The organism is Micromonospora sp. DT178, assembly GCF_049841695.1.
GTDB lineage: Bacteria > Actinomycetota > Actinomycetes > Mycobacteriales > Micromonosporaceae > Micromonospora.
Genome location: NZ_JBNCKV010000001.1, coordinates 601488 through 624374 on the forward strand (window position 1 = coordinate 601488; position 22887 = coordinate 624374).

17 protein-coding genes are annotated in these 22887 nt (G+C 69.7%); 10 read left to right on the forward strand and 7 right to left on the reverse strand.

Annotated features, from left to right (window positions below; translation table 11 throughout):
- Positions 1 to 2 precede the first annotated feature (2 nt).
- Positions 3 to 440, reverse strand: a complete 438-nt coding sequence (locus tag ACLQ22_RS02820) for a VOC family protein (RefSeq protein ID WP_425690906.1) — start codon at positions 438 to 440, stop codon at positions 3 to 5.
- An 82-nt stretch (positions 441 to 522) separates the two neighbouring features.
- Positions 523 to 966, reverse strand: a complete 444-nt coding sequence (locus ACLQ22_RS02825) for a MarR family winged helix-turn-helix transcriptional regulator (protein WP_425690907.1) — start codon at positions 964 to 966, stop codon at positions 523 to 525.
- Positions 967 to 1045: 79 nt separating this feature from the next.
- On the opposite strand from ACLQ22_RS02825, the gene ACLQ22_RS02830 reads away from it, so the two are divergent.
- A complete protein-coding gene (locus ACLQ22_RS02830; RefSeq protein ID WP_425690908.1) occupies positions 1046 to 2275 on the forward strand; it encodes a multidrug effflux MFS transporter in 1230 nt (409 codons plus the stop codon).
- Between the two features lie 40 nt (positions 2276 to 2315).
- Entirely contained in the window at positions 2316 to 3521 is a 1206-nt protein-coding gene (locus ACLQ22_RS02835) for a phosphotransferase family protein (protein ID WP_425690909.1), read from the forward strand.
- A 23-nt stretch (positions 3522 to 3544) separates the two neighbouring features.
- Here ACLQ22_RS02835 and ACLQ22_RS02840 read toward each other — a convergent pair whose 3' ends face one another.
- Positions 3545 to 3997 carry a macro domain-containing protein gene (locus ACLQ22_RS02840; RefSeq protein ID WP_425690910.1) on the reverse strand — a complete coding sequence of 151 codons (453 nt, stop codon included), beginning with the start codon at positions 3995 to 3997 and terminating at the stop codon, positions 3545 to 3547.
- Positions 3998 to 4441: 444 nt separating this feature from the next.
- On the opposite strand from ACLQ22_RS02840, the gene ACLQ22_RS02845 reads away from it, so the two are divergent.
- The 3 genes from ACLQ22_RS02845 (at position 4442) to ACLQ22_RS02855 (ending at position 10705) form a co-directional block, all read left to right on the forward strand.
- Positions 4442 to 9985 (forward strand): AAA domain-containing protein, encoded by a 5544-nt coding sequence (locus ACLQ22_RS02845; protein ID WP_425690911.1) that lies wholly within the window; start codon positions 4442 to 4444, stop codon positions 9983 to 9985.
- Positions 9986 to 10055: 70 nt separating this feature from the next.
- The gene (locus tag ACLQ22_RS02850; protein ID WP_425690912.1) at positions 10056 to 10403 is read left to right on the forward strand and encodes a type II toxin-antitoxin system RelE/ParE family toxin; all 348 of its coding nucleotides are present in this window, start codon (positions 10056 to 10058) and stop codon (positions 10401 to 10403) included.
- A 2-nt stretch (positions 10404 to 10405) separates the two neighbouring features.
- Positions 10406 to 10705 carry a helix-turn-helix domain-containing protein gene (locus ACLQ22_RS02855; protein ID WP_425690913.1) on the forward strand — a complete coding sequence of 100 codons (300 nt, stop codon included), beginning with the start codon at positions 10406 to 10408 and terminating at the stop codon, positions 10703 to 10705.
- A gap of 40 nt (positions 10706 to 10745) precedes the next feature.
- On the opposite strand, the gene ACLQ22_RS02860 is transcribed toward ACLQ22_RS02855, so the two are convergent.
- Together ACLQ22_RS02860 and ACLQ22_RS02865 are read right to left on the reverse strand one after the other, a co-directional pair.
- Positions 10746 to 11642, reverse strand: a complete 897-nt coding sequence (locus ACLQ22_RS02860) for a phosphorothioated DNA-binding restriction endonuclease (RefSeq protein ID WP_425690914.1) — start codon at positions 11640 to 11642, stop codon at positions 10746 to 10748.
- Entirely contained in the window at positions 11639 to 14713 is a 3075-nt protein-coding gene (locus ACLQ22_RS02865; protein WP_425690915.1) for a DUF3427 domain-containing protein, read from the reverse strand. The genes ACLQ22_RS02860 and ACLQ22_RS02865 overlap by 4 nt, the downstream gene beginning before the upstream one ends.
- Before the next feature lie 348 nt (positions 14714 to 15061).
- Between ACLQ22_RS02865 and ACLQ22_RS02870 the strand changes: the two genes are divergently transcribed.
- From ACLQ22_RS02870 to ACLQ22_RS02880, 3 genes are all read left to right on the forward strand, one after another.
- Positions 15062 to 15478, forward strand: a complete 417-nt coding sequence (locus ACLQ22_RS02870) for a hypothetical protein (RefSeq protein WP_425690916.1) — start codon at positions 15062 to 15064, stop codon at positions 15476 to 15478.
- Between the two features lie 9 nt (positions 15479 to 15487).
- On the forward strand, positions 15488 to 17776 hold the full coding sequence (locus ACLQ22_RS02875) for a hypothetical protein (RefSeq protein WP_425690917.1): 2289 nt from the start codon (positions 15488 to 15490) through the stop codon (positions 17774 to 17776).
- Positions 17777 to 18017: 241 nt separating this feature from the next.
- The gene (locus ACLQ22_RS02880) at positions 18018 to 18542 is read left to right on the forward strand and encodes a hypothetical protein (protein ID WP_425690918.1); all 525 of its coding nucleotides are present in this window, start codon (positions 18018 to 18020) and stop codon (positions 18540 to 18542) included.
- Between the two features lie 379 nt (positions 18543 to 18921).
- Here the strand turns inward: ACLQ22_RS02880 and ACLQ22_RS02885 are convergent, their stop codons facing one another.
- Positions 18922 to 19452 (reverse strand): GNAT family N-acetyltransferase, encoded by a 531-nt coding sequence (locus ACLQ22_RS02885; RefSeq protein ID WP_425690919.1) that lies wholly within the window; start codon positions 19450 to 19452, stop codon positions 18922 to 18924.
- The gene (locus tag ACLQ22_RS02890; protein WP_425690920.1) at positions 19449 to 20942 is read right to left on the reverse strand and encodes a hypothetical protein; all 1494 of its coding nucleotides are present in this window, start codon (positions 20940 to 20942) and stop codon (positions 19449 to 19451) included. Before ACLQ22_RS02890 ends, ACLQ22_RS02885 begins: the two co-directional genes overlap by 4 nt.
- Positions 20943 to 21439: 497 nt before the next feature.
- Here ACLQ22_RS02890 and ACLQ22_RS02895 point away from each other — a divergent pair, with 497 nt between their 5' ends.
- Positions 21440 to 21733, forward strand: a complete 294-nt coding sequence (locus ACLQ22_RS02895) for a hypothetical protein (RefSeq protein ID WP_425690921.1) — start codon at positions 21440 to 21442, stop codon at positions 21731 to 21733.
- Positions 21730 to 22806 carry an FAD-binding oxidoreductase gene (locus ACLQ22_RS02900; protein ID WP_425690922.1) on the forward strand — a complete coding sequence of 359 codons (1077 nt, stop codon included), beginning with the start codon at positions 21730 to 21732 and terminating at the stop codon, positions 22804 to 22806. The genes ACLQ22_RS02895 and ACLQ22_RS02900 overlap by 4 nt, the downstream gene beginning before the upstream one ends.
- Positions 22807 to 22887: the final 81 nt, after the last annotated feature.

The window sequence follows — 22887 nt, forward strand, 5'->3', positions numbered from 1 at the left end:
GCTCAGCCCGGTGGGGTGAGGTCGGGGACGGTGAGCGAGCCGTCCGGGCCGAGCGGGAAGCCCGGGTTCCAGGCGATCTCCCAGACGTGCCCGTCAGGGTCGGCGAAGCAGCCGGCGTAGCCGCCGTAGAAGGTCTCCCGTGCCGGCACGGTCACCTGCGCTCCCGCGTCGGCCGCCGCCGCCAGCAGGTCGTCGACCTCGCCCCGGGTGCGGACGTTCTGCGCCAGCGTCATCCCGCCGAACCCGCCCGCGCCCCGGTCGGGCACGCCCGCGTCGGCGGCCAGCTTCTCCCGGCCCCACAGCACCAGGGCCAGGCCGCCGGCCTGGAAGAAGACGGTCTCCTCGACCTCCTGGCCGCGCCAGCCGAGCCGCTCGTAGAAGGCGCGCGCCCGGGTCACGTCGGCGACGCCGAGCGTGACGAGGCTGATCCGCTGCTCCATCACCCGACGACCTCCACGCGCGAGCCGCACCGTCCACCGTCACCGTAGCGCCGACGCCGCGGGCCGGCCCGGCGCCGGTGGCTCAGCTCCGTCCCGTCATCCGGTCGGCGAGGCGGCGCAGTGCCGGGGCGGCGGCGAGCAGCGCCTCGCGGTCCGGGCCGTCCAGGTCGGCCAGCGCGGCGCCGAGCAGGTCGCGCCGGTGCCGCCCGTACGCGGACATCCGCTCCCGGGCCGCGTCGGTCAGCTCCAGCCGGGCGGTGCGCCGGTCGGCCGGGTCCCGCTCCCGGTGCAGCAGGCCGGCGGCGGTCAGCTCGCCGACGAGGGTGCTGATCGTGTTGGGGGCGGTGCCCAGCCGCTCGGCGGCCTCGCGGACGCCGATTCCCGGCCACCGCTGCACCAGCCGCAGCACCTCCACCTGGGCGTCCGGCAGGGCGGTGCGGCCGGCCCGTTGGGTGGCCGCCCGGCGCAGCACCCGGTGCAGGTCGCCGAGCGCCCCGGCGAACTGGTCGACCGTCTCGTCCGTCACAGTCGGGCCCTCCGTCGGTGCAATAGCTCTGTAGTCAGAGCTACCTTATCCGGGCCGAGCCGTCAGTGAGGGGACCGCCATGCCGCACGCCACCGCACCGCCCGTCCGCCCGGACGAGCGCGTCGCCGCGCCCACCGGGCGGGCCGCCGTCGTGCTGCTGGCGCTGCTCGGCACGCTCACCGCGTTCGGGCCGCTCTCCCTGGACACCTACCTGCCGGCGTTCCCGGAGATGACCCGCGACCTGTCCGCCAGCCAGGCGCAGATCCAGCTCTCGCTCACCACCTGTCTGATCGGCATGGCCCTCGGCCAGCTCGTCACCGGCCCGCTCAGCGACCGCTTCGGGCGGCGCCGACCCGTGCTGGTGGGCGTCGCCGCGTACACCCTGCTGTCGCTGGTCTGCGCGGCCGTGCCGTCGGCCGAGACGCTGGCCGCCGCGCGGCTCGCGCAGGGCTTCGCCGGCGGCATGGGCGTGGTCGTCGCCCGCGCCGTCGTCCGCGACCTCTACTCCGGCCGCGAGGCCGCGAGGTACTTCTCCCGCCTCACCCTGGTCTTCGGCATCGCCCCGATGGCCGCGCCCGCCTTCGGCAGCCTGGTGCTGCGCTTCGGCGACTGGCGTACCGTCTTCGTCGCCCTCGCGGTGATCGGCGCGCTGCTCGCCGCCGCCGTCGCGTGGCGGCTGCCGGAGACGCTGCCCGCCGCGCGGCGCAGCACCGGCGGCCTCGCCGCCACGGCCGCCGCCGGCCGCTCGCTCTTCACCGACCGGATCTTCCTCGGGTACGCGCTGGCGCAGGGCCTCGCCTTCGCCGCGCTCTTCGCCTACATCTCCGGGTCGTCCTTCGTCTTCCAGGACGTCTTCGGCGTCTCGGCCGGCGCGTTCAGCCTCATCTTCGGCGTCAACGCGCTCGCCCTCGTCGCCGCCGGCCAGCTCAACGCCCGCCTGCTGGACCGCTTCGAGCCCCGCACGCTGCTGGTACGCCCCCTGGGCGTGGGTCTGCTGGCCGCCGCCGTCCTGCTCGTGGGCGCGCTGCTCGGCAGCCTGCCGCTGGTGGCGGTGGCGCTCTTCGTCTTCGTCGGCTCGCTCGGCATGGTGATGCCGAACGGCACCGCGCTCGCCCTGGACCGGCACCCCGCCCACGCCGGGACGGCCGCCGCCCTGCTCGGCACCATCCAGTCCCTGGTGGGAGCGATGGCCGCGCCGCTGGTCGGGCTCGGCGGCGAGGGCAGCGCCGTCCCAATGGCCGTGGTGGTCGCGGGGGCGGCGGTCGCCTCCCTCGCCGTCGTCGGCACCCTCGCCCGCAACCGCCGTTAACCCGTCACCGGGGTCCGGCGGCCGGCGGTAGCGTGCCGGCGTGTCCCGAACCGTGACCCTCGTCCTGGTCGATGCCGCCGGCGCGCCGCTGGGCGCCCTGCCGCCGTTCGACGTCCCGTCGCCCTGGTGGCAGGAGGTGGGCCCCGTCGTGGCCGAGGCCCGCCGGCGGTACGGCGTCGAGGTGGCCGTGCTCCGCCTGCTGACCGGCGACGCGCCGCAGCCGATGGGCGGCACGGTCACGTACCTCGGACAGGTCGACGCGCCGCCCGCCACGCCGCTCGTACCGGCGAAGCTCGACCTGTCGGCGGACCCGCTGCGCGCCCCCTACGCGGAGCCCGGCGGACCGGCGCGCAGCCTCGCCTGGGCGACGGCGCAGCTGCGGCGGCTCGGCCGCCCGGCGCAGACCGTCGCCCAGCAGCGCACCTGGAACCTCTCGGCGGTCTGGCGGCTCGACGGCCCGGGCGGGACGGCCTGGCTGAAGCAGGTGCCGGTGTTCTTCCGGCACGAGGCCGCGGTGCTGCGCTGGCTCGGCCGGGCCGTGCCCGGGAAGACGTCGACGCTGCTCGCCGACGACGGCGACGGCCGGATGCTGATCGAGCACGTGCCCGGCGAGGACCGCTACGGCGCGCCCGTCGAGGAGCGGCTGGCGATGGCGGCCGACTTCCACCCGGTGCAGCTGCGGTCGGTTCCGGACGCGGCGGAGCTGGTCGCGGCGGGCGTACCGGACCTGCGCGCGCACGCCCTGCCAACCTGGATCCGCGACCGGCTGGCCGGCTACGACACCTCCTCCGTGGCGTCGCTGCTGGCGGGCCTGGAGGCGCGGCTCGACGAGGTGCGCGGGTGCGGGCTGCCGGAGACGCTGGTGCACGGGGACCTGCACCCCGGCAACGTGCGCGCCGACGCCGGCCGGCACGTGGTCATCGACTGGGGCGACGCGTTCGTCGGGCACCCGGCGTTCGACGCGCTGCGGCTGGCCGAGGGGCTGCCGGCCGACGCCGCCTCGCCGGTGCTCTCCCAGTGGTGTGCGCGGTGGCGGGTCGACGTGCCGGGGTGCGAGCCGGAGCGGGCCGTGGAGCTGCTGCGGCCGGTCGCGGCGCTACGGCTGGCTGCGGTGTACGCGATGTTCCTCGACGGCATCGAGGCGAGCGAGCGGGTCTACCACGCGACCGACGTCGACACCTACATCGAGCAGGCGCTCGCGCAACTCGGGCCGGCGACCTCCGGCGACGGGTACGCCCTCAGGTAGGCCTCGTCCCGGGCGGGCGTGCGTTACGCGGGTTCGTACAGACACACCTGCACGCCCGGCAGATCAGCGAGAGCGGCCTCGATCAGGGGGCGGACCTCGGCCCAGTCGAGGCCGCCGTTGCCGCAGCCGAGCGCCGGCACCGCCACCGAGGCGATGTGGTCGTCGCGCAGGACGCGTACCAGATCGGGCAGCCCGGCCTCGATGTCGGCGAGGCGCGACGACGAGCGCCAGTGACCCTTGGTCGGGAAGTTGATGACGTAGCGGTGCCGGCCCGGCACGCCGAAGTCGTACACGAACATCCGCCCGAGGCGGACGGTGCCGGCGGCGCACGCGGCGCGATAGGCGGCGAAGTTCGCGGGGTGGGCCCGCTTGAAGGCCAGGGCGAGGCCCCTGCCCATCACGCCGACGGTGTTGACTGGATTGACGAGGGCCTCGACGTCCGCGTCGAGCAGGTCGCCGTGCCGGAGGGTGATCACGGCAACCTGGTTACCAGAGGGTTGTGACAGCGGGACTCCGCTCGGTGCCGCTGTCGCGTCTCTGACAGTGCCGTTACGTCAACGTGCTCCAGCTCGGTCGGGACGGATGTCACGCAGAGTCTCAGCCTCGGACCGGCTGTCCCTACTGAGCAGGGCGGATGTGGCATCACCGGCAGCTAGTTGCCCGTGGGCAATATCGACTTCGCAGGTAATTGACGGCGGGAACAGATGAGCCGATGTCGGCCGATCGGTGGAACATCGAGGGTCCCGCTGGTAGGACTCTTGCGGGTAGGGTCCGGGGACCGCCAGTGGGGAGGTGGGAGCCGTGCGTCAACGCGGATGGGACCGATTGCTCGCGCGACGAGCCCGCCGGCCGACCTCCTGACGACAGGTCGATCCGACCTTGTCCTGGCAGGTCCATTCACCCAGAACCAAAGGTGCCGCATGCTTTCCCGCTCCACGTCCTCGACGGAATCGCCCGCCCTGATCCGGGACCGGGCCACCTCGCTGGTCGAGTACCTGATGGCCGTGCGGGCGCAGATGGAGAAGCCGGCCCGGACGGTGCCCACCGCCGACGCCTTCTGGCAGCACGACTTCCCCGCGCACGCCGCCTGCGAGGTGGGCGTCTCGACCGACGGCGCCAGCTGGCTGCGGGTCGGCCTGCCCGCCGCCACGAGACCGATCAGGACGCCCGCGGAGTTCACGCCGTACCTGGCCGGTGCGCCGTCGTACGCCGTGGAACCCCGGCTCGTCGGCGACGAGGAGACGATCGAGAGGCTCCAGGAGCGGTTCGCGCAGTGGCGGGAGCGGGAGTGGCGCCCCTGGGCCGACCAGACCCGGCGTACGGAGTCGACGCGGCAGCTGCACCGCAGCCTGTTCGACCTGAAGCACCGCGTCGACATGGACGCCGCCACCCACGAGCTGGTGTGGGGCCACGGCGTCATCCGCACCGACGTCGCCGGGCACCGGGTGCAGTACCCGCTGGTGGTGACGCCGGTCGCCATCGAGTTCGACGCCGACCGGTCGATGGTCACGGTGGTGCCGCAGGGCGCGCCCCGGCTCCAGACCGATCCGCTGACCGGCCTCGACGAGCGTTACCTCGGCCAACTGCTCGCGCTGGCCGGCTCCGGCGGTCAGCTCGACCTCGACGTCTGGCACGACCTCGACCGGGTCGAGTTCTTCGAGCGGGCGCTGCGCCGGCTCGGGCACGACGCCGTCGTCCGAAACAGCGGTGCGGCGGCCCCGGCCGGCCCGCACGTCCACGACACGGGCGTGCTCTTCGTCCGGCCCCGGCAGCGGATGCTGCGCCGCTTCCTGGAGGAACTGCGCGCCCGGCTGCTCGCCGGTGACACCGCGAGCATCGGCTCGCTGGCCGCGATCCTGGCGCACGAGCCGAGCCGGCTGGAGATGCCGCAGGACCAGCCGGCGCGGTGGGCGCCGCTGGGGGAGCGGCTGCTCATGCCGCTGCCGACCAACGAGGCGCAGGAGTCCATCGCGCGCCGGCTCGCGCAGCACCGCAACGTCGCCGTGCAGGGCCCGCCCGGCACCGGCAAGACCCACACCATCCGCAACCTGATCTGCCACCTCATGGCGCACGGCAAGCGGGTGCTCGTCGTGGCGCAGAAGGAGGACCCGCTGCGGGTCCTGCGCGATGGCCTGCCCCAGGAGATCCAGTCGCTGTGCCTGGCGGTGCTGGGCCGCTCCACCGACCAGCTCGTGCAGCTGCAACTGGCCGCCCGCGAACTCTCCGACCGTGGGGCGACCCTCGACAAGCGGGGCGAGCAGCAGCGCGTCGACCGGCTGCGACGCCAGCTGGAGGAGGCCGAACGGGACCTCGGCCAGGCCCTCGGCGGCCTGCGCACGATGGCCGAGAACGAGTCCGCGCACTACGAGATCGACGGCATCCGGCTGTCGCCGAGCGACGTCGGCAACTGGCTGCGCGAACGGGCCGACCGCTACGGCGACATCCCCGACGCCGTGGCGCCGGACCTGGTCGCGCCGCTGGCCGTGGACGAGTTCACCGAACTGCTCGACATCGCCCGGCGTACCGTCCGGCAGGACCGCACCCAGGCGCTGCGGCACCTGCCCACGGCGGCCGAGCTGCCCGCGGCGGCCGCCGTCCTGCACGGGCGGCGCGAGCTCGCCGCCGCCCGCGAGGAACTCGACCGGCTCGCCGCCGCCGGGGTCGTGCTGCCGGAGGTACGGGCATTCGGCCGGCCGGCGCTCGACGACCTCGTCGGCCAGCTGCGTCAGGCGCTGACCCTGCTCGCCGGCCGCGAGGGCGCGTGGACCGACCGGCTGGCCATGCTGCTGCAGGCCGACCCGAACTGGCAGACCATGTGGCAGGACCACGTCGCGGCCTGCCAGCGCGCGCTCGCCGAGCTGACCGCGGCGGCCCGGACGCTGGCCGGCCACCAGGTGAGCGTCCCCGAGGCGCAGCTCGCCGAGCCGCGCCGCCTCCTGGGCCAGCTCGGCGAGCTGCGGCAGCGGTTCGCGACCGGCAAGGGCGTCAACCGGCTCTTCCAGGGCACCCTTGCCCGGCTCGCCGCCGAATGCCGCATCGACAGCGAGCCCCTGCGCACCACCGAGGACGTCGACATCGTCGTCGCGTACGTCACCCGGCAGCGGCTGCGCCACGAGCTGAACACCCGGTGGGCCGAGTGGCGGCAACTGCTCAACCTCTCCGACGACCTCGGCGACCAGCCGGACCTGTGGGTCGGCCGGCTGCTCACCGACGCCGCCACCGCCCTCGACTGGGACCGCCGTCGCTGGCCCACCCTGCACGCCACCGTCCGCCGCCTGGTCCCCCGGGCCGAGCAGGCGGTCGACGTACGCCGGCTGACCGCCCTCACCGAGCTGGTCTCCCGGTGCGCGACCGTGTTCGACCACGACCGGCTCGTCGCCGACGAGCGGGCCCTCGGCACGGTGCTCCAGGAGGGCACGTCGAGCACGGACGCCAGCGAGCTGTGGCGGCTGCTCGACCAGAGCCGCCAGCGCGCCGACCTCGAAGGGTGGGACGGCATCCTCGACGAGGTGCGACGGCTCGCCGCGCTGCGCCCCGACGCGCAGCGCTTCGCGCAGCTCACCGAGCGGCTGCGGCCGGTCGCGCCCGGCTGGACCGCCCAGATCGAGGACGGCACCGCCGTCGCGCTCGGCGGCACCGGGGCCGACTGCCCGCACCGCTGGCAGTGGCGCCGCGCGCAGACCTGGTTCGACGCCGTCGTCGGCAGCGTCGACCCCGTCGCCGTCGGCCGCCGGATCGAGCAGACGCGGGAGCGGATCCGCCGGCTGACCCAGGAACTCGTCGTCGCATCCTCCTGGCTGGAGGTCTCCAAGGCGCTCGACGACCGGCGCCGGGCCGCGCTCGCCGACTGGACCACCGCCCTGCGCAAGATCGGCAAGGGTACGGGCAAGAACGCCGCCCAGTGGCAGGCGCACGCCCAGCGGGCGATGAACTCCGCCGTCGACGCCGTGCCCGTCTGGGTCATGTCCGTCGACCGGGCCATCGAGCAGTTCGCCGGCGGCGCCCACTTCGACGTCGTGATCGTCGACGAGGCGTCGCAGGCGGACATGTTCTCCCTGCCGATCCTCAGCCTCGCCGAACGGGCCGTCGTCGTCGGCGACGACCAGCAGATCGGCCCGCAGCTGTCGTTCGTCGGCACGGTCACCGGCCTGATCAACTCGCACCTGGTCGACGTGCCCTCCGCCGAGCACTTCGACCCGGAGAGCAGCCTCTACGACCACGCCGTACGCCGCTCGCCCGAGCGCATCCTGCTGACCGAGCACTTCCGCTCCGTACCGGCGATCATCGGCTTCTCCAGCCAGACGTACTACGGCGGCGAGATCGAGCCGCTGCGCACCGACCGGCCCGCCGGCATCGGCGATCCCGTCGTCGCCGTGCACGTCCCCGAGGGCATCCGCCAGGACCTTCCCGCCTACGGCAACGTCAACGTCGCCGAGGCCGAGGCCCTCGTCGAACGGGTCGCCGCGATCGTCGCCGACCCCGCGTACGAGGGGCGCACGATCGGCGTGGTGAGCCTGCTCAGCACCAGCGGGCAGGCCCTCTACCTGCTCACCCGCCTGCGCGAGGTGGTGGGCGAGGAGGAGCTGGAACGACGCCGGCTGCGCGTCGGCGACTCGTACACCTTCCAGGGCGACGAGCGCGACATCGTGCTCGTCTCCACGGTCGTCTCCCCGCACAACGGCATCGTCTCCGCCTTCACCAAGCGTGACCACCACCGGCGGGTCAACGTCGCCGCCTCCCGCGCCCGCGACCAGCTCTGGGTCTTCCACTCCGTGCAGCCCGCCGACCTGCGCGAGGACGACGCCCGAGGGCTGCTGCTCACCTACTGCCAGAACGTCACCGCCGCCGACGAGGCGTACGACGACCTGGAGAAGCGCTGCGACAGCGACTTCGAGCGCGCGGTGCTGCGCCGCGTCCTGAGCCGGGGATACCGGCCGCTGCCGCAGTTCCGCATCGGCGGATACCGCATCGACTTCGTGCTCCCCGCACCCGACGGTCGGCGGCTCGCCATCGAGTGTGACGGCGACGCCTACCACGGGCCGGACCAGTGGGAGAGCGACATGCGCCGGCAGGCGGTGCTGGAACGGGTCGGCAACTGCGTCTTCGTCCGCATCCGGGGGAGTGTGTTCAGCCGGGACCCGGAGGCGGCGCTGGAGCCGCTGTGGGAGCGCATCGCCGAGCTGGGCATCGAGGTGTCGTCCCCGATGGCCGCCCCGGTCGTCGACGCGGAGGTCGTCGAGGCGGCGCCGGTCAGCACGGAGGCAGCCCGCGCGACGTCCTTCGCTGCGCCGGCCCCGGTGCCCGCCGAGCCGGTCGACGACGTTCTGCCGCTGGCGGGGACGACCGGCAGCGATGGTCCCGTCAGCACCGAACCGCCGTCGGTGGAGACCGAGCCAGTCGAGGTCGAGCCCGTCCGTCCGGCGCCGGCTGCCCGCACCGAACCGGGGGGCAACGGCGACAAGGAGCCGCGCGTGCCGGCAGTACCCCCGGTGCGGCCCACGCCGGCCGCGACCGCACCGCCGGCCGACGAGTCGGCGGGGACCTCGGACGACGGCACGGTGCCCGTGCCCGCCGGCTACCGGAGCGTGGCCTGGCTGCGGCCGTACGAGGCGGTGGCCGCCCTGGACAGCTACCAGCACTGCCGCGACGTGCCGGTGCGGCACGAGGGCAAGGTGCTGGGGTGGGCCCGCTACTACGACAGCGCCTCCGCCGAGGCACGCAAGTACCGGGCGAACGTCCGCGTCGAGCGGGCACACCCGAACGGCGCGCGACTGGTCTGCTGGGTGCGCCCGCACGAGGCGAAGGCAGTAGTCGCTGCGGCGTCGATGAAGCGCGACATGCCGGTGGAGGACAGTCGAGGCCGGCACGCGGGCCTGGTTCAGTACTTCCCGGCCGCCAGCCCCGCCGCCGTACGCTTCCGCAGCGTCACCCGGCTCATGCGGCTGTCGGGCGGCGAGAGCCGCGACGCTCGCCAGGCCGCGCCGCCGGTCCGGCCCGCGCCCGAGCCGCGCGGTCCGGGGGAGTCGCGGCCCGCACCGGCGGGGGAGGGGACGTCCGCCCGGCGGGAACTGGAGGAGACGCTGCACCAGGCGATGGTGCAGGCGTACGAGAAAGAGGCCGAGCCGGCGGACGAGCCGGCCGAGGCCTCGGCCGACCGGCGGGCGCTCGAAGCCGCGTTCCACGAGGCGATGGTGCGTACGTACGAGCGGGCGCGGGACGAGGCGAACTACCACGCCAGCCTGCTGCTGCGGATGGTGACGGAGAAGGGCGGCCTCGCCACGGCCCGGCAGCTCCTGCACCACCCGCTGGTCTCCGACGGGTTCACGGCGCTCTGGGAGCGGGGGCGGGTGGACCTGACCGCCGAGGCGGTGGTGATCCGGCCACGCTTCCGTCCGCTGTTCACCGACGAGGAGTTGGCCATCGCCAGCAACCGAGTGGTGGACGCCTCGGCACACGCGTCCTGAAAAGCAGTTCGTAACGACATGCGGGGCGCAATGCCCAGGGGAGTTATCACGATGCCATAGCATCGATGCTATGGCCTGGGGTAGCGTGGAGCTGGAACCAGAGATTCGAGACTGGCTGGAGGGGCTGCCGAGCGCCGACTTCGCGCGAGCGGCGTTCTATATCGACCTACTTGGGAGTCAGGGAGTTCTGCTCGGCGAGCCGCACTCCCGGCAGCTCGACGGCAAGCTGCGGGAGCTGCGTTTCTACCTGGAGCGCGATGCGGTCCGGGTGACGTACTGGATAGCCTCCGATCGGCGGATCATCCTGCTGACCGTGTTTCGCAAGACGCGGATGCGGGAGGACCGGGAGGTGGAACGAGCCCGCCGGGCGCTCGAGCGATGCGTGGCGGAGCGGCACACGGTGAACGAGGGGGCGTAGCGATGAGTGATCGCGTCGACTGGAACAACCTGCGTGACCGCCGGATGGCGGAGCCCGGAGCTGCCGAGGCGTACGAGGCGACGCGCATCGCCTTCGAGCTCGGTCTGGAAGTGCGGCATCTGCGGGAACACAAGGGATGGAGCCAGAGCCAGTTGGCGAGGTCTGCCGGTATGACGCAGTCCGCCGTTGCCCGGTTCGAGGCGGGCGGCACAGTGCCAACCCTGCCGGTCCTGGAGCGTCTCGCACGGGCGCTCAACATGAAACTGGACGTCAGGTTCGCTCCGAACGCCGACGCCGCCTGAGCGCAGCCTCCCGAGACGCGGTTTTGATCCGAGGCCGTGACTACGCAGCCAGGGACTCGCCCTTGAACACCTCGCGGCGGTGCCAGGAGATGTGTGCGACGGCGGGGACCTGCGTCCCGGGGCGGGGCCGCAGCATCCTGCCGTGCAGGTCATAGGTCGACCGACCGGCCGGCGTGCGAGCGGTGAAGGCGGCCGACACCTCGATTCGCAGGTCACCGTCGAGGCCCAGCGCGCCGAAGTCGAACAGTTTGTGGTGCAGCACGCAGAGAGCCAGGCCGTTGTCGGGGCTGTCCGGGCCGTCGAAGGCCCACCAACGCACGTGCGCCGCCTCCACCCCGACGGAGGCGTGCCCGAGCTGACCGTCATACCCGCAGAACGCGCACTGCCGGTCCCACGCCTGAAGCACCGCCACCCGCCAGGAGGCATCACGCCGCCGCGCGGCAACCGGCATGACGCCCGGCGCCCGGAGGATGTCGTCGGGGTCCAGGCCGGCAGCGGTGAGCACGTCGGGCGCGATGGTGGGCGGAAAGTGCTGCTCCACCAGAGCACGGGCGACCTGCCGCACCAGCTCGGGATCACGGCGCAGGGCCGTCTCGGTGGCGGTGTCGAGACGGCCCACCACGCCGTGCGCCGCCAGCGGTCCGACCAGATCCATCGGCACGTCCCGGTTCAACGTCCATACGCGGTCGCTGCGGAGCCGGGTGAACGGGTACGCGGCGCTCTGCGCCCGCCCCGTCTTCGATGCCGGGCCGAACTCGGCGATCAGATCGCTGAGGCGCTCCTGCGCCTGCGACCACGGCAGCTCGCTGGAGCCGCCTCGGGCGAGCTGGCCGAGGGCCAGCAACACCAGCAGCGGCTTGTGCGGTGCACGCCGGCCGCGCTGCTGATGCAGCCGCAGGGAGGTCAGCCGGTCCAACACCTCCTGGCGGCTGCTCATGCGGCGATGGTTCGGGCGGTGGCGTACACGTCGGCGGGAAGGGCATGCGCCAGTCGCCAAACGATGCGCATGGGCCGGTCGCCGGTGTGCTCGCGGTAGGTCATCGGACCGGCGTAGAGGTAGGCCGGCGCACCCAGGTCCCGGTCTGCGATCCGGGTCTCCCGCACGAAGAGGTGCACCGTCGAGCCGCGCGAGGCGTGGTGGATGTAGCGCTGGCCGGTCGCCGAGGCCGACGACGTGGTGCTCTGCGACTCCCACTGGAACAGGCTGTCGGTGATGGCCCGGTCGGCGTACATGGTGGTGGGGGAGTAGTGCGCCTCCGACTTGACCAGGGTGACGAAGAAGAGATCGGCCTGGGCGTCGGGCAGCCACTTCACCCCCTCGCGCAGCGAACCCGGGTTCGGCATGCCGAAGGCGGCGCACGCCTCGTTGCGGCTGTAGCGGGCGTGCACCCGCAGCGGCACCTCCGCCGACAGCGGCTGCGGCGTGACCCGGTGGATCCGGTCGCGCAGCACCTCGGCCACCTGCCGCAGCTCGGCGCAGCGGGCGGGCTCCGCCCAGAGCCGCGCCAGCCGCTCCTCGCGGGAGGTAAGCGGCGCGTTCGACCCCCACAGGTCGAAGTGCAGCATGTCCCACAGCCGCCCGGCGTCCGGCCGCTGGCCCGCAGCCACCCGGGCCAGCAGGTCCAGGCGGTCCGGGTCGTCGAGGTGCAGCATCCGCCCGATGGCCCGGCCCAACTCCCGGTCGTCCGGCCCCGGCGCCGACGGCTCCAGCCCGGCGAGCCGGCGCAGCCCGGTCCACCCGCCGATGGTCGCCGACCGGTACACGTCCTCGATCTCCACGCCGGTCTCCCGCAGGAACTCGGCGAGGCTGACGTCCCCGAGGTGCCGCAGCTCCGCCAGCAGGCCGTTCTTCGACGTCGGCATGACGTTGCGCAGGTTGTCGAGCACCTTGTCGCGGGCGACCGGGTCTAGCTGGATGTGGCAACCGCTGGGCAGCGAGGGGAAGCCCTGATCGACGGCGTCCCTGATCTCCCTGCGGCTGACCCCGGTCAGCGCGCGCCAGCGCAGGTCGAAGCGGAAGTTGGCGTGCTGCCCGCCGATGAAGTCGAGCACCGTCAGGCAGGGCTTGTCGTCGTCCAGGCGCAACCCACGGCCGAGCTGCTGAAGGAAGATCGTGGCGCTCTCGGTGGGCCGCAGCATCAGGATCGTGTCGACCATCGGCAGGTCGACACCCTCGTTGAACAGGTCGACGGTGAAGAGCACCCGCAGCTTGCCGGCCTTGAACTCCCGCAGCAGGTCATGCTGCACGGGCCGGTCCACCTGGGAGGTCACCGCCGCCGACGGCACGCCGTGCCGGGTGAACCACTCGGCCATGAAGCGGGCGTGGGCGATGCTCACGCAGAATCCAAGCGCCCGCATCCGGTCCACGTCGACCGTGTCGCGTACCGCCTTCAGCACCAGCCGCGCCCGGGCGTCGTTGCCGGTGTAGAGGCCGTCGAGTTCGCCGAGGTCGTACCCCTGGCCGCGCTTCCAGCGCAGGCGCGACAGGTCCACGTCGTCGTGTAGCCCGAAATACTGAAACGGCGCGAGCAACTGCCGCTCCAACGCCTCCCACAGGTGCAGCTCCACCGCCACGCGGCCGTCGAACCACCGCCGCACATCACGACCGTCGGCCCGGTCGGGGGTCGCCGTCAGCCCCAGCAGTACGCGCGGCCGAAGCCGCTCCAACAGCCGGGCGTACGTCGGTGCCTCCGCGTGGTGGAACTCGTCGACGATCACCATGTTGTACGCCTCGGGGTCGATCTCCCGTCGGTGCAGCGACTGGATGGAGGCGAAGACGTGCCGCCACCTGGTCGGGGTCTTGCCCCCGACCAGCGTCTCGCCGAAGCTGCCGTCGAGCATCACCTGCCGGAACGTCGCCAGGCTCTGGGTGAGGATCTGTTCCTGGTGGGCGACGAAGAGCAGCGAGTCGACCTGGCCGTTGCGGTGCAGGCGGCGGAAGTCCAGCGCCGCGACGACCGTCTTGCCGGTGCCGGTCGCCATCACCACCAGGTTCCGGTGCCGGCCGTGCACCTGCCGCTCGGCGTTCAGATCGGCGAGGATCTCTGCCTGGTACGGGTACGGCCGCACGTCCAGGTTGGCGATCTGCGTCGGCGAGTCCTCGCGCCGCTCCCCGCTGAGGGCGTTCCGCAGCCGCTCGGCGTCCCGGCTGGCGTCGTAGTCCTCGAACGCCGGGTCGTTCCAGTAGTCCTCGAACGTGGCGGTGAACGTGTCGATGACGTGCGGCTGCTCGACGTTGGAGACGCGCACGTTCCACTCCACGCCGTCGATCAGCGCGGTCTTCGACAGGTTGGACGATCCGACGTACGCGGTGCTCATGCCGTTGCCCCGGCGGAACAGCCACGCCTTGGCGTGCAGCCGCGTGGTCCTGGTTTCGTAGGACACCTTGATCTCGGCGCCTAACTCGGCGAGCCGGTCGAGGGCCCGCTGGTCGGTCGCGCCGAGGTAGGTCGTGGTGATGACGCGCAGCTTCCCGCCCCGGGCGATCAGCTCGCGGACGGCGGGCTCGACGATGCGCAGGCCGTACCACTTGATAAACGCGCAGAGCAGGTCGACCTGCTCCGCCGACGCCATCTCGTGGGTGACCTCGTGGCCGATGCGGGGCTGGTGGCGGCCGTTGACCAGCAGCGCGCCGGTGGAGAGCGGGGTGGTGGGGCGCTGCGGGAAGGCTGGTTGTGCGGGCGGGGTGGGCGGGGCGGCGATGGCGTGCAGGAGGTGCTTGGCGTCGGTGACCTGGTCCTGTGCCGTCGACGCCTGCGGGCTTTCGGCGGCGATGGCGTCGGCGATGCGGTTGGCGAGTTCGATCTGGCGGTGGAGCTTGTCGTCGCCGCTGGGGACGGCGTGCAGGGCGCGGTGGGCCAGGGCGGCGATGTGACGGGCGAGGGCGTCGGGGGCGTCAGCGGGATCGAGCCTGTGGTGCTGGATGAGGGCGGGGTCGACGTGCTGGAGGCGGTCGGCCAGCTCGCGGGTGATGAGGTGCTCGTAGACGCCCTGATCAAGATCCGTCACCCGGGCACGGTAGCTGTGCCTGTCCCTGAATGGTGTCGGGTCCTTGACAATTCGTCCTTCCCGAATGCGACGGGAGGCTGGTGCCATGGGATATGCGCCGCATCGGCTACGGCTGAGTGACCAGCAAAAAGTCGGTTCCTCGTTCGTATTTGACGATCTTGGGCCCTGCCCACCAGGTCCTCATGTCGGCGAAACGGGCATACGTTTGTGGGGAAGGGGCGCCACGTGAGGGTCCCGCCGGTCAGATTGAGCGGGTAATATCCTGCGAATATCGCCCATGCGGAAGGCCCTGGGGGCTATTCCTGATGCTTGGTCATCACAATATCGGAGGCTAAAAGATTGATTGACATGCCAGAAATCGCCGAACTTGGGCCGAGGGTCGCGCAAGCACTACTGGGCGCCATGGCAAGTGATGGGTGGAACGCCATGAAGGCGCCGTTTATTGCTATATGGCGCAAGTACAATCCGTCAGCAGTGGACAAAGTTGACCGTAAGCTCGAAGTTGATCGCGAGCATGTCAGAGAAGCAGGAGATAGTCCGGGCGAAGATATGAATAACCATCTCCTCCTTCAATGGTCGACTCGACTAGAAGACTTTCTCGAGGAATTCCCGCAAGCTGCTCCTGAGCTTCAGCGGCTTATAGTGAGCAGCAATCAGATCTCTGGCAAAGGCGCGGGTGCGTCTGTGCGGATCACGGCTAAGGCGGATCGGAGAGGTAAGAACTACATCTCCGGCACGGGGGACGTGAACGTCACAGGGAACTGAGGTGGTGGCATGAAGATGCCGTGGAATTCCTGGTTCTCGGAGGATGTAAGCGATGACAGGCGCAGTGTAAGACCTCTGGCCGAGGGAGTTATTGGATCGGCGTCGGTCCAAAGTGATCGGGCGGATAAAGAACTGACGCACGAAGCGTCGACAAGAGGGATTGACGGCTCGGTCAGCCTTAGCGCCGCTGACGGTGAACAGGAGATAATATTGATTAATGGGCTAGATGATGAGTTTATTGATGTGGCGCTGACTGCTCCTGAAAGCCGTAAAGACGGCAGGGATGTTTCGGTGATAGCCGATAGGGGTGGGAAGGCGTACTATGCCGGCGGTAACATCAATGAAACGCACTATCATCCAGCCCTGGCTCGTACAAGAAACATTCGCGCATCCGAGATAGCGTTAATCGAAGAGAGATTCGTTCCGCCGAGTTCTGATGAAGCTCCAGGCGTCTTTTCGTCTGCCTTGCAAAAATTGGTCTCCTGCGGACTTGTTGTTCTCGTTGGCCCTGAGGGGTCGGGGCGGTTTACTTCTGCTATTAAGCTCCTAAGGGGCTATGCCGACGAGAGGAGCCCAGAGGGAGGTAGGGAGTACAAGTATCAACGGGTGATCCCCGACTGGGACATCCCCGAGGTGCACCAGATTCCTGCTGTGGGAATGCACTGTTACGTCCTGGATATGTCCGAAAGTCCTGCCGATGTTCCTGGTGAAGATAAGGCCACAGGTAGCGAATTCGCCTCCGGTCTACTAGCGCTTGCGCAACGACTGTACAGCCGACGCGCCGCACTGGTCATCCTAATGAGGGACGAGTCGTGGCTTAGTGGATATGCAGAGGAAACGCGCGATTTCTCGTTTTCTTTAGGGCGTCCCAGCGCTGTCGAGGTGGCAAAACGCATAGTATCGGCACGGGCGACGGAGCCGCGGATTGCATGGCTCGCTGAACCGCGGATATCGTCACGCCTGACAGAGTTCACTCTACCTCGCGAGGCCGCCCGAATTGCGGGAATTATTGTTGAGAGCAGAGATTTTGATACTGCGCTAGCTGCTCTCGATTCATGGAACAACTCGTTGTTGAAATGGTTTAAAGATAGCCCTCAGGTGGAAAGGCGGACCTGCCTGATTGCCGCCGCAGTTCTGGGCCCTTCGGAAGCCATGTTCATACGACGTGCTAGTGATTTGTTGTTGAGTAACCTCGGTTATGTTGCTCATGATGATTGCCAGCTGGCAGGTGATGGATTAACACAACAAATGTTTAATATTGAGGCGATCCAGACGCCAGCAGGTTACGACATCGAAGTAGGGAAGCCGCATTATGCGGAAGCGGTGATCGATCACGTTTGGGATGAATATGCAGGAATAAGGCAGTCGCTGATTGATTGGCTATTCGGTATTATCCTCGAGCGAGACGTCATCGCCACGCCGCAGAGAATTGCGTCGGTTGGGACGGGAATAGCAATTCGCCATGGGAATCACGGATTCCTGCCCTATGTCGCGAAGTTGGCCAAATCGAACGATGGGAAGTACTTTGATCTGGCCCTCGGCATGATTGATGAGACCGTTCTGCATCCAGTGGTGGGTGGCAAGGTGCGTTCCTGTCTGCTCGAATGGGCTTCGAGCGATGACCCTAGCTTGATGCGCTTGACTGCTGCCTCTTGTGGAGGCAGGTTCGGGGCAGAAAGAACACAGCAGGCGATGACCCGCCTTTCGAAGATTCTTTCTAGGAGTGACTCTAGGCTTCGTGATCCCGCTCTGATCTCTCTGGTCAGGCTCTTTGAGCAAGATGAACTCAGGATCGGCGTTGTCGAATCTGTTTTTGGCTGGTTGACAGGAAAGCTTCCCAGGGGAAGACTCGGCAGTGCAGCGAGAACTGAGTACAAGGCGGCAGGTATCGCGGCGATTCAAGCCCTTGCGTCGACGAAAGTAAAGTTTTTTACGATTAACAAATTCTTTGATTGCATACAGTCAAGCGCAACCCTGGAAAGAGATTTGGCGGAAGTTCTTGTAGTCCTTGCTCGGGATGCTGCTGAAGACGCCTCTGTCTTGGTGAATGTCTGGCTTAATGCCGTAGATGACGAAATTGTAAGTGCAGATGTTGTTGCTCGTGTGCTGACGCCATTGCTGGCCGATCAGCTACGAATGACTGTCACGCACAAGGTCTTGAGTGTTGGCGGGAGGCCAGGGGGGATCCGATCCTCAATTTTGAAGTCGATCTTCACTGATCTTTCAACTAGTAAGCATTCTGGCGCGATTGATGGTCGATCGGTTTTGCAGCAATTGGAGCAGCCTGGAGATGGATAAGTCGGCTTATTTGTATCCTGCCTTCCGGTATCCCTTGTGGTTATGGCGAGGGCGTCCGAATGGCCGCGGCTGGGTGTATGAGAGAAGAACGTTCCGGCTCATGAGCGTAGTGCCCGGTGCCTACTTTACGGCCCATCTTAAATTTTGGCTTCGGTCGGGCGCGTCGCATGATAGTCGTTCCGCTGATGTCGTCCTATTGCGACTTATGCGTGATATCAATTCGGCTGCGAAGGAGTATCCAGTGACCGAAGTTGAGACCGCATCTATGGCTGTACGTGTGGCGGTCCAAGCGGGGCTGCATTCGCGCCAGCTATCGCAATCCTTCTCGCTTCGAAACTTGTGGTTGGATGTTGATAGAGGCAGCCTTTGCCTTACCGAGTCCTACTGGGCTGAGACTAGGATGAGTAAAGCCAAGGCCGCAAGTCTCGATGCCTACCTTGAAGGTGTGCAATCGATTCTGCAGCGTCCAGGGCTAGCGGCGCTGTGGTGGATAACTGAGCGGCCAGGTCATTTACAGGAACTCGAAGAGGATGCATTCAAGAATTTCGTCGCTGGACAGAAAGCTGTCGAAGTGGATCCTTCTGCTGTCGCGGCAGCAGACCCGGCCGGCGGGCTAGACGAAGCGGGGACTGCACTGGTCGAGTTCGTGAATCGACTTGAGGATCCTGGTCAGAGGTCAGTTATGGCAGGGATGCTGAACAACCTTCTGATGCTCGTGCCAGCGGCAGGCGATGGGAGTGCGGATGATTCGCGGCTTGAAGGATGATCGATGGGTAGTCGGCGGCGGCATGCGGTATTCCTGGGCCTCGTTGTAGCGGAGTTTTAGCTCAGATCGATGGTGACTAGGTTTTGGTGGCGACCGGTATCTGTAAATCGTTTTTCTAGCCTGACGTTCAAATCGGCTTGAGGATCTGATTGGAAACCTCCGAGGTGCCGCTCCGCCAACGCCCGCCGGACAGGCTCGTGCTCCCAGAAGGTTGCCGGCGCCGCTGGCGGTGTGCTCAGCATGTCCCGATCGGCGCCTGGCGCGGCGCGCAGCGTCCACTGTTCATCGGCGCGGGCCGCCCCCCGCCACCGGAAGGTAGTTCGCGTGTTTCTTCGGCCTCCTCGTCGCACCAAACGGAAGGCCGACGGTTCGGCGAAATCTACTTCACCATGACGTCATATGTGGACGCCTGCTCCCAGCCAGGACGAAGGGTTGTGATCTTTCGCCAGCCCCAGCTTCGATACGCGGCCTGAGCGGGGGCGTTGCCCGGCTCAGCCAGGAGAGTGGCCCGTTCCTCGGCCCGTCCCGCGAGCAACTCGTCGTGCAGCGACTTGGCGATCCCTCGGCGGCGCCAGCCGGGGGCCACCATCAATTCGCTGATGGCGAAGGTTCGCTTGCCATCCTCGTCGGTGAAGCCGGCCGGGATGGGCTCGTGGATGCCGCCCCACCACCTGGTCTCGGCGGGCAGCGGGAAGCCGTAGATGTATCCCACCAACTCGCCATCGATCGTGGCGGTGACGATGTCCCAGCCGTCGCGCTGCACGTGGCCGGCAAGCTGGCGGCGGTACCGGTCCTCGCTGTGGAACTCGCCGCCGTCCGCGTACACCATCAGGTAGAGCCCGACGAGCTGCTCGATGAGTCCGGCGGCCTGCTCGGCGGTGTGGTGTCGCAGCTCCAAGCCCTCGATCATGCGTGCACCGCCTGGTCGTACGCCTCAACGAACTTCCGCGTCGCGGCGGTCGCCCGCTGAGGCTGCCCCAGGCTGGCCCGGAGCTGCGCGAGGTGAAGACTCACCCGTCCCGAACTCACCTGACCGACCTCGGGCAGCAGATCCATCGCCGTGTAGGCCGCCTCGTCGAGGTTGCCCTGCCGGTAGGCGGCGTCGGCGAGCTGAACCGAGTAGTAGATCTGGTTGCGCAGGAGTACGGGGGAGGGTTTCTCCGTGATGGTTCGGAAGGCGTCGGCGGCGCGCTCGGGCCTGCCCAGTGCGACGTAGGCGAGTCCCTCGATGCCCTTCACCTCCTGCGCGGTGACGAAGTGAAGGAATGACATGTCGTCCTCGCTGGTACCGCGTTCGAACTCGCGTTGAGCCCTGCACATCGAACGGTGGAAGCCGCTCATGTCGTTCAGGGTGGCGTACGTGCTGGCAGCTCGCAGGTGCAGCAGCGTTGCCAGCCGCGGGGTGCCCCAGCCAGCGGAGGACCGGAGTGCCGCTTCGGCGGCGTGCAGCGCTTCACCGGGACGGTCCCGACAGGTCAGTAGCGCGATGTAGGCGAATGCGCGTACCTCCATGCGCGGGTCGTCGGCGAAGCGGGCCCTGGCGATAGCCTCGTTGAGGTATGCCCTCGCTTCCGGGCGGCGATTCGCGTCGATGGTGAGCCAGGCTGTTTCTATGGCCAGGTCGGCGAGGGTGGCCTGGAGGGCTTCGCCGACGTCCCGGTTGTAGGTGGCCTTCGCCGCCCACTCCGACAACTGGGCGTGCACCCGGACAGCGAGGCCGCAGAGCTGGTTGGCACCGACCGCCGCGTCAGTGCGGCGAATTTCGTCCACCAGCGATCCGACGGCGCGGACTTGCTCCATGCTGATGCTTCGGGCCGCGTTGTGGGGTGCGGCGAGCAAGTCGAGGGAGCCGGTCGCGGCGATGCCCGCGAGCGCGGCGAGGGCATGGAACTGTCGGCGGTCCGTAGTGCCACCTCCTTGGGGTGATGCCGCGATGTAGGCATCAGGCTGTGCCGGCGGGTCTGTCGGTCCGGCTTCTTTCACGGATACGGGGTCGCGCTCCGCCACCTTGGTCAACCGGGCGGGGAGACTGAACCACAGGAAGTGGGGCGGGACCCGGAGCAACTGCGCCCAGTGCGTCAAGCGATCGAGGTGTACCAGCGGCGGCCCGTTTTCCACCCGGCTGAGCTGTGCCTGGGTGATCCCCAGCCATCCCGCCACCACGGTCTGCGGTAAGGAGGCCCGCCCGTGGTACGGATGGCACCGGTACGCCCGGATGACGCGCCCGAGGTGGCGCTCCGCCAGCGCCCGCAGGACCGGCTCGTGCTCCCAGAAGCTCGCCGGCACCACCGGCGGCGCGCTCAGCCTGTCGCGCTCGGCGGCCTGGCAGGGCGCGCAGCGCCCGCTGTCGTTGTCGCGGGCCAGTCGTCCGCCGCACCGGGGGCAGTTCGCGTGTGTCACCGGCAACCTCGCCATGCGCAGGTGGCTCCGTCCGTCTCGCCTGGTCGAGCCTATCCATTGAAGCCACTCCGTGGAGGTCCGGTATACGCAGCGCGCATATTCGCGCGGTCATCCACGCCGCTCGTCGCTCGCCGGGCAAAGAACATGCCCTCATGGACGGGGCAGCTCGACAGGGCCGAACGCGCAGGAGACAAGCGACCCGAACCCTCGGGCGGAGAGTGGTCGACCGGATGCGGAGCGTGCATCGACATCACGATCATCGCGGCATACCGGGAGCCCTGACCCGAGCCGAAGGTCAACGTATGGCCCGGGGCGGGTGCTGGCTCCGGAACTGCGTCGGTCCCCGAACGACACAGCTCCGCTCCCGCCCGCCCCGGCGCCACTCCACCAGCCGTAACGCGAGGGGCAAAGAACGTGACCATCCTGATGGATGCCTTCCCGGTCCTGACCAACGCCGCAGAGGAAGCCGAAGTCCGAGCCGAGCTGGGCGGCTGGGCGTGACCGCGCAGGAGGTGGTCGGGCAGTGGCTGCGGCTCGTGGTGGCGGACGCGGAGCTGTCGCCGTACCTCATCGGGGTCGACCTGGAGCGGCTCGGCGCGCACCTGGCGGCGGGCCTCGCCGCAGCCGTCGAGGGCCAGCCGGCGACGGACCCGTGGCGCGGGTTCGGCCTGTCGGAGGAGCAGCACCGGCGCATCGTCGACTACCTGGCGGGGGTGCTCTGGGCGCTCGACGTGCCCGACGACCGGATCGCCCGCGCCCGCCGGGCCTTCGCCGGGGAGGTGGGCGCGTGAGCATCGTCGCTGCCTGGGAGGCGGCCGTCGACAAGGGCCTCGACAGGGGCGCTAACGACTTCTGGTGCACGCTGGAGGATCGTCGCCCCGGCCTGCTCCCCGAGCGGGACGCGCCGCTGCTCTTCGCCGGGCTCGGCCGCCTCACGGTCGGCGGCGACGATCCCGCCGGGCGGGCGGCGCTGCTGGCGGTGCTCGGCCGCGCGTACCGCCAGCATGGCCTGCTGCCGCACGCCGCCACGATCGGCGACGCGCTGCTCGCCACCGTCGCCCGGCACGCCCGCCCACTGTGGACGCCGCGGCTCGCCGACGCCTGGGAGCACGCCGGCCGCCGCGCCGACGAGGCCGTGCGGCGTGCCGCCGCCCGCGCCGGCGCCGGGCCGGCCTGGTGTCCCGCCGAGGTGATCGGCCACGACCGGCCGTGCGACACGATCGCGATCCTGACCGTACGCCCCTGGCAGCGCCTGCCCTTCCGGCCCGGCCAGGCGGTCCCAGTCTGCACGCCGCGCCGGCCCGGCCGCTGGCGCTGGCTCTCCCCGGCCAACGCCCCGCGCCCCGACGGCACCGTCGAGCTGCACCTCCGCGCCGTCGCCGCCGGGGCCGTCGCCCACCGCCTCGTCCACGACGTACGCCCCGGCGAGCTGCTCTGGCTCGGCCCGCCGCGCGACGCCGGCCTCTGCCTGGACCCGTCCGCGCGGCGGGACCTGCTGCTCGTGGCCGGGGGCACCGGGCTGGCGCCGCTGCGCGCCCTGGTCGAGCAGCTCGCCGCCGCACCCGACGGCCGGCGGGTGACCCTGGTCGTCGGCGCGCGCACCTTCGCGGACCTGTACGACGCGCCCGCCCTCGACAAGCTCCAGAGTGCCCACGACTGGCTGACCGTCGTCCCCGCATTCAGCCACGACCCCGGCGCGGAGCCCTCCGAGCGGGGCGACGCCCTGACCATCGCCCTCGACCACCCTCGCCCCGACCACGACGTGTACGTCTGCGGCCCGCCCCCGATGCTCGCCGGCGCGCGGCTGCGGCTGCTCGCCGCCGGAGTGCCCGCCGACGGTATCCGCCTGGCCGCGACGGCCTGAGGGCAGGGAACGCCCGATTCGGTCGACTCGACCAGGTATCAGGGTGTCGTCACCGGGACAGTCCGGTGCCGTGGTTGAGTG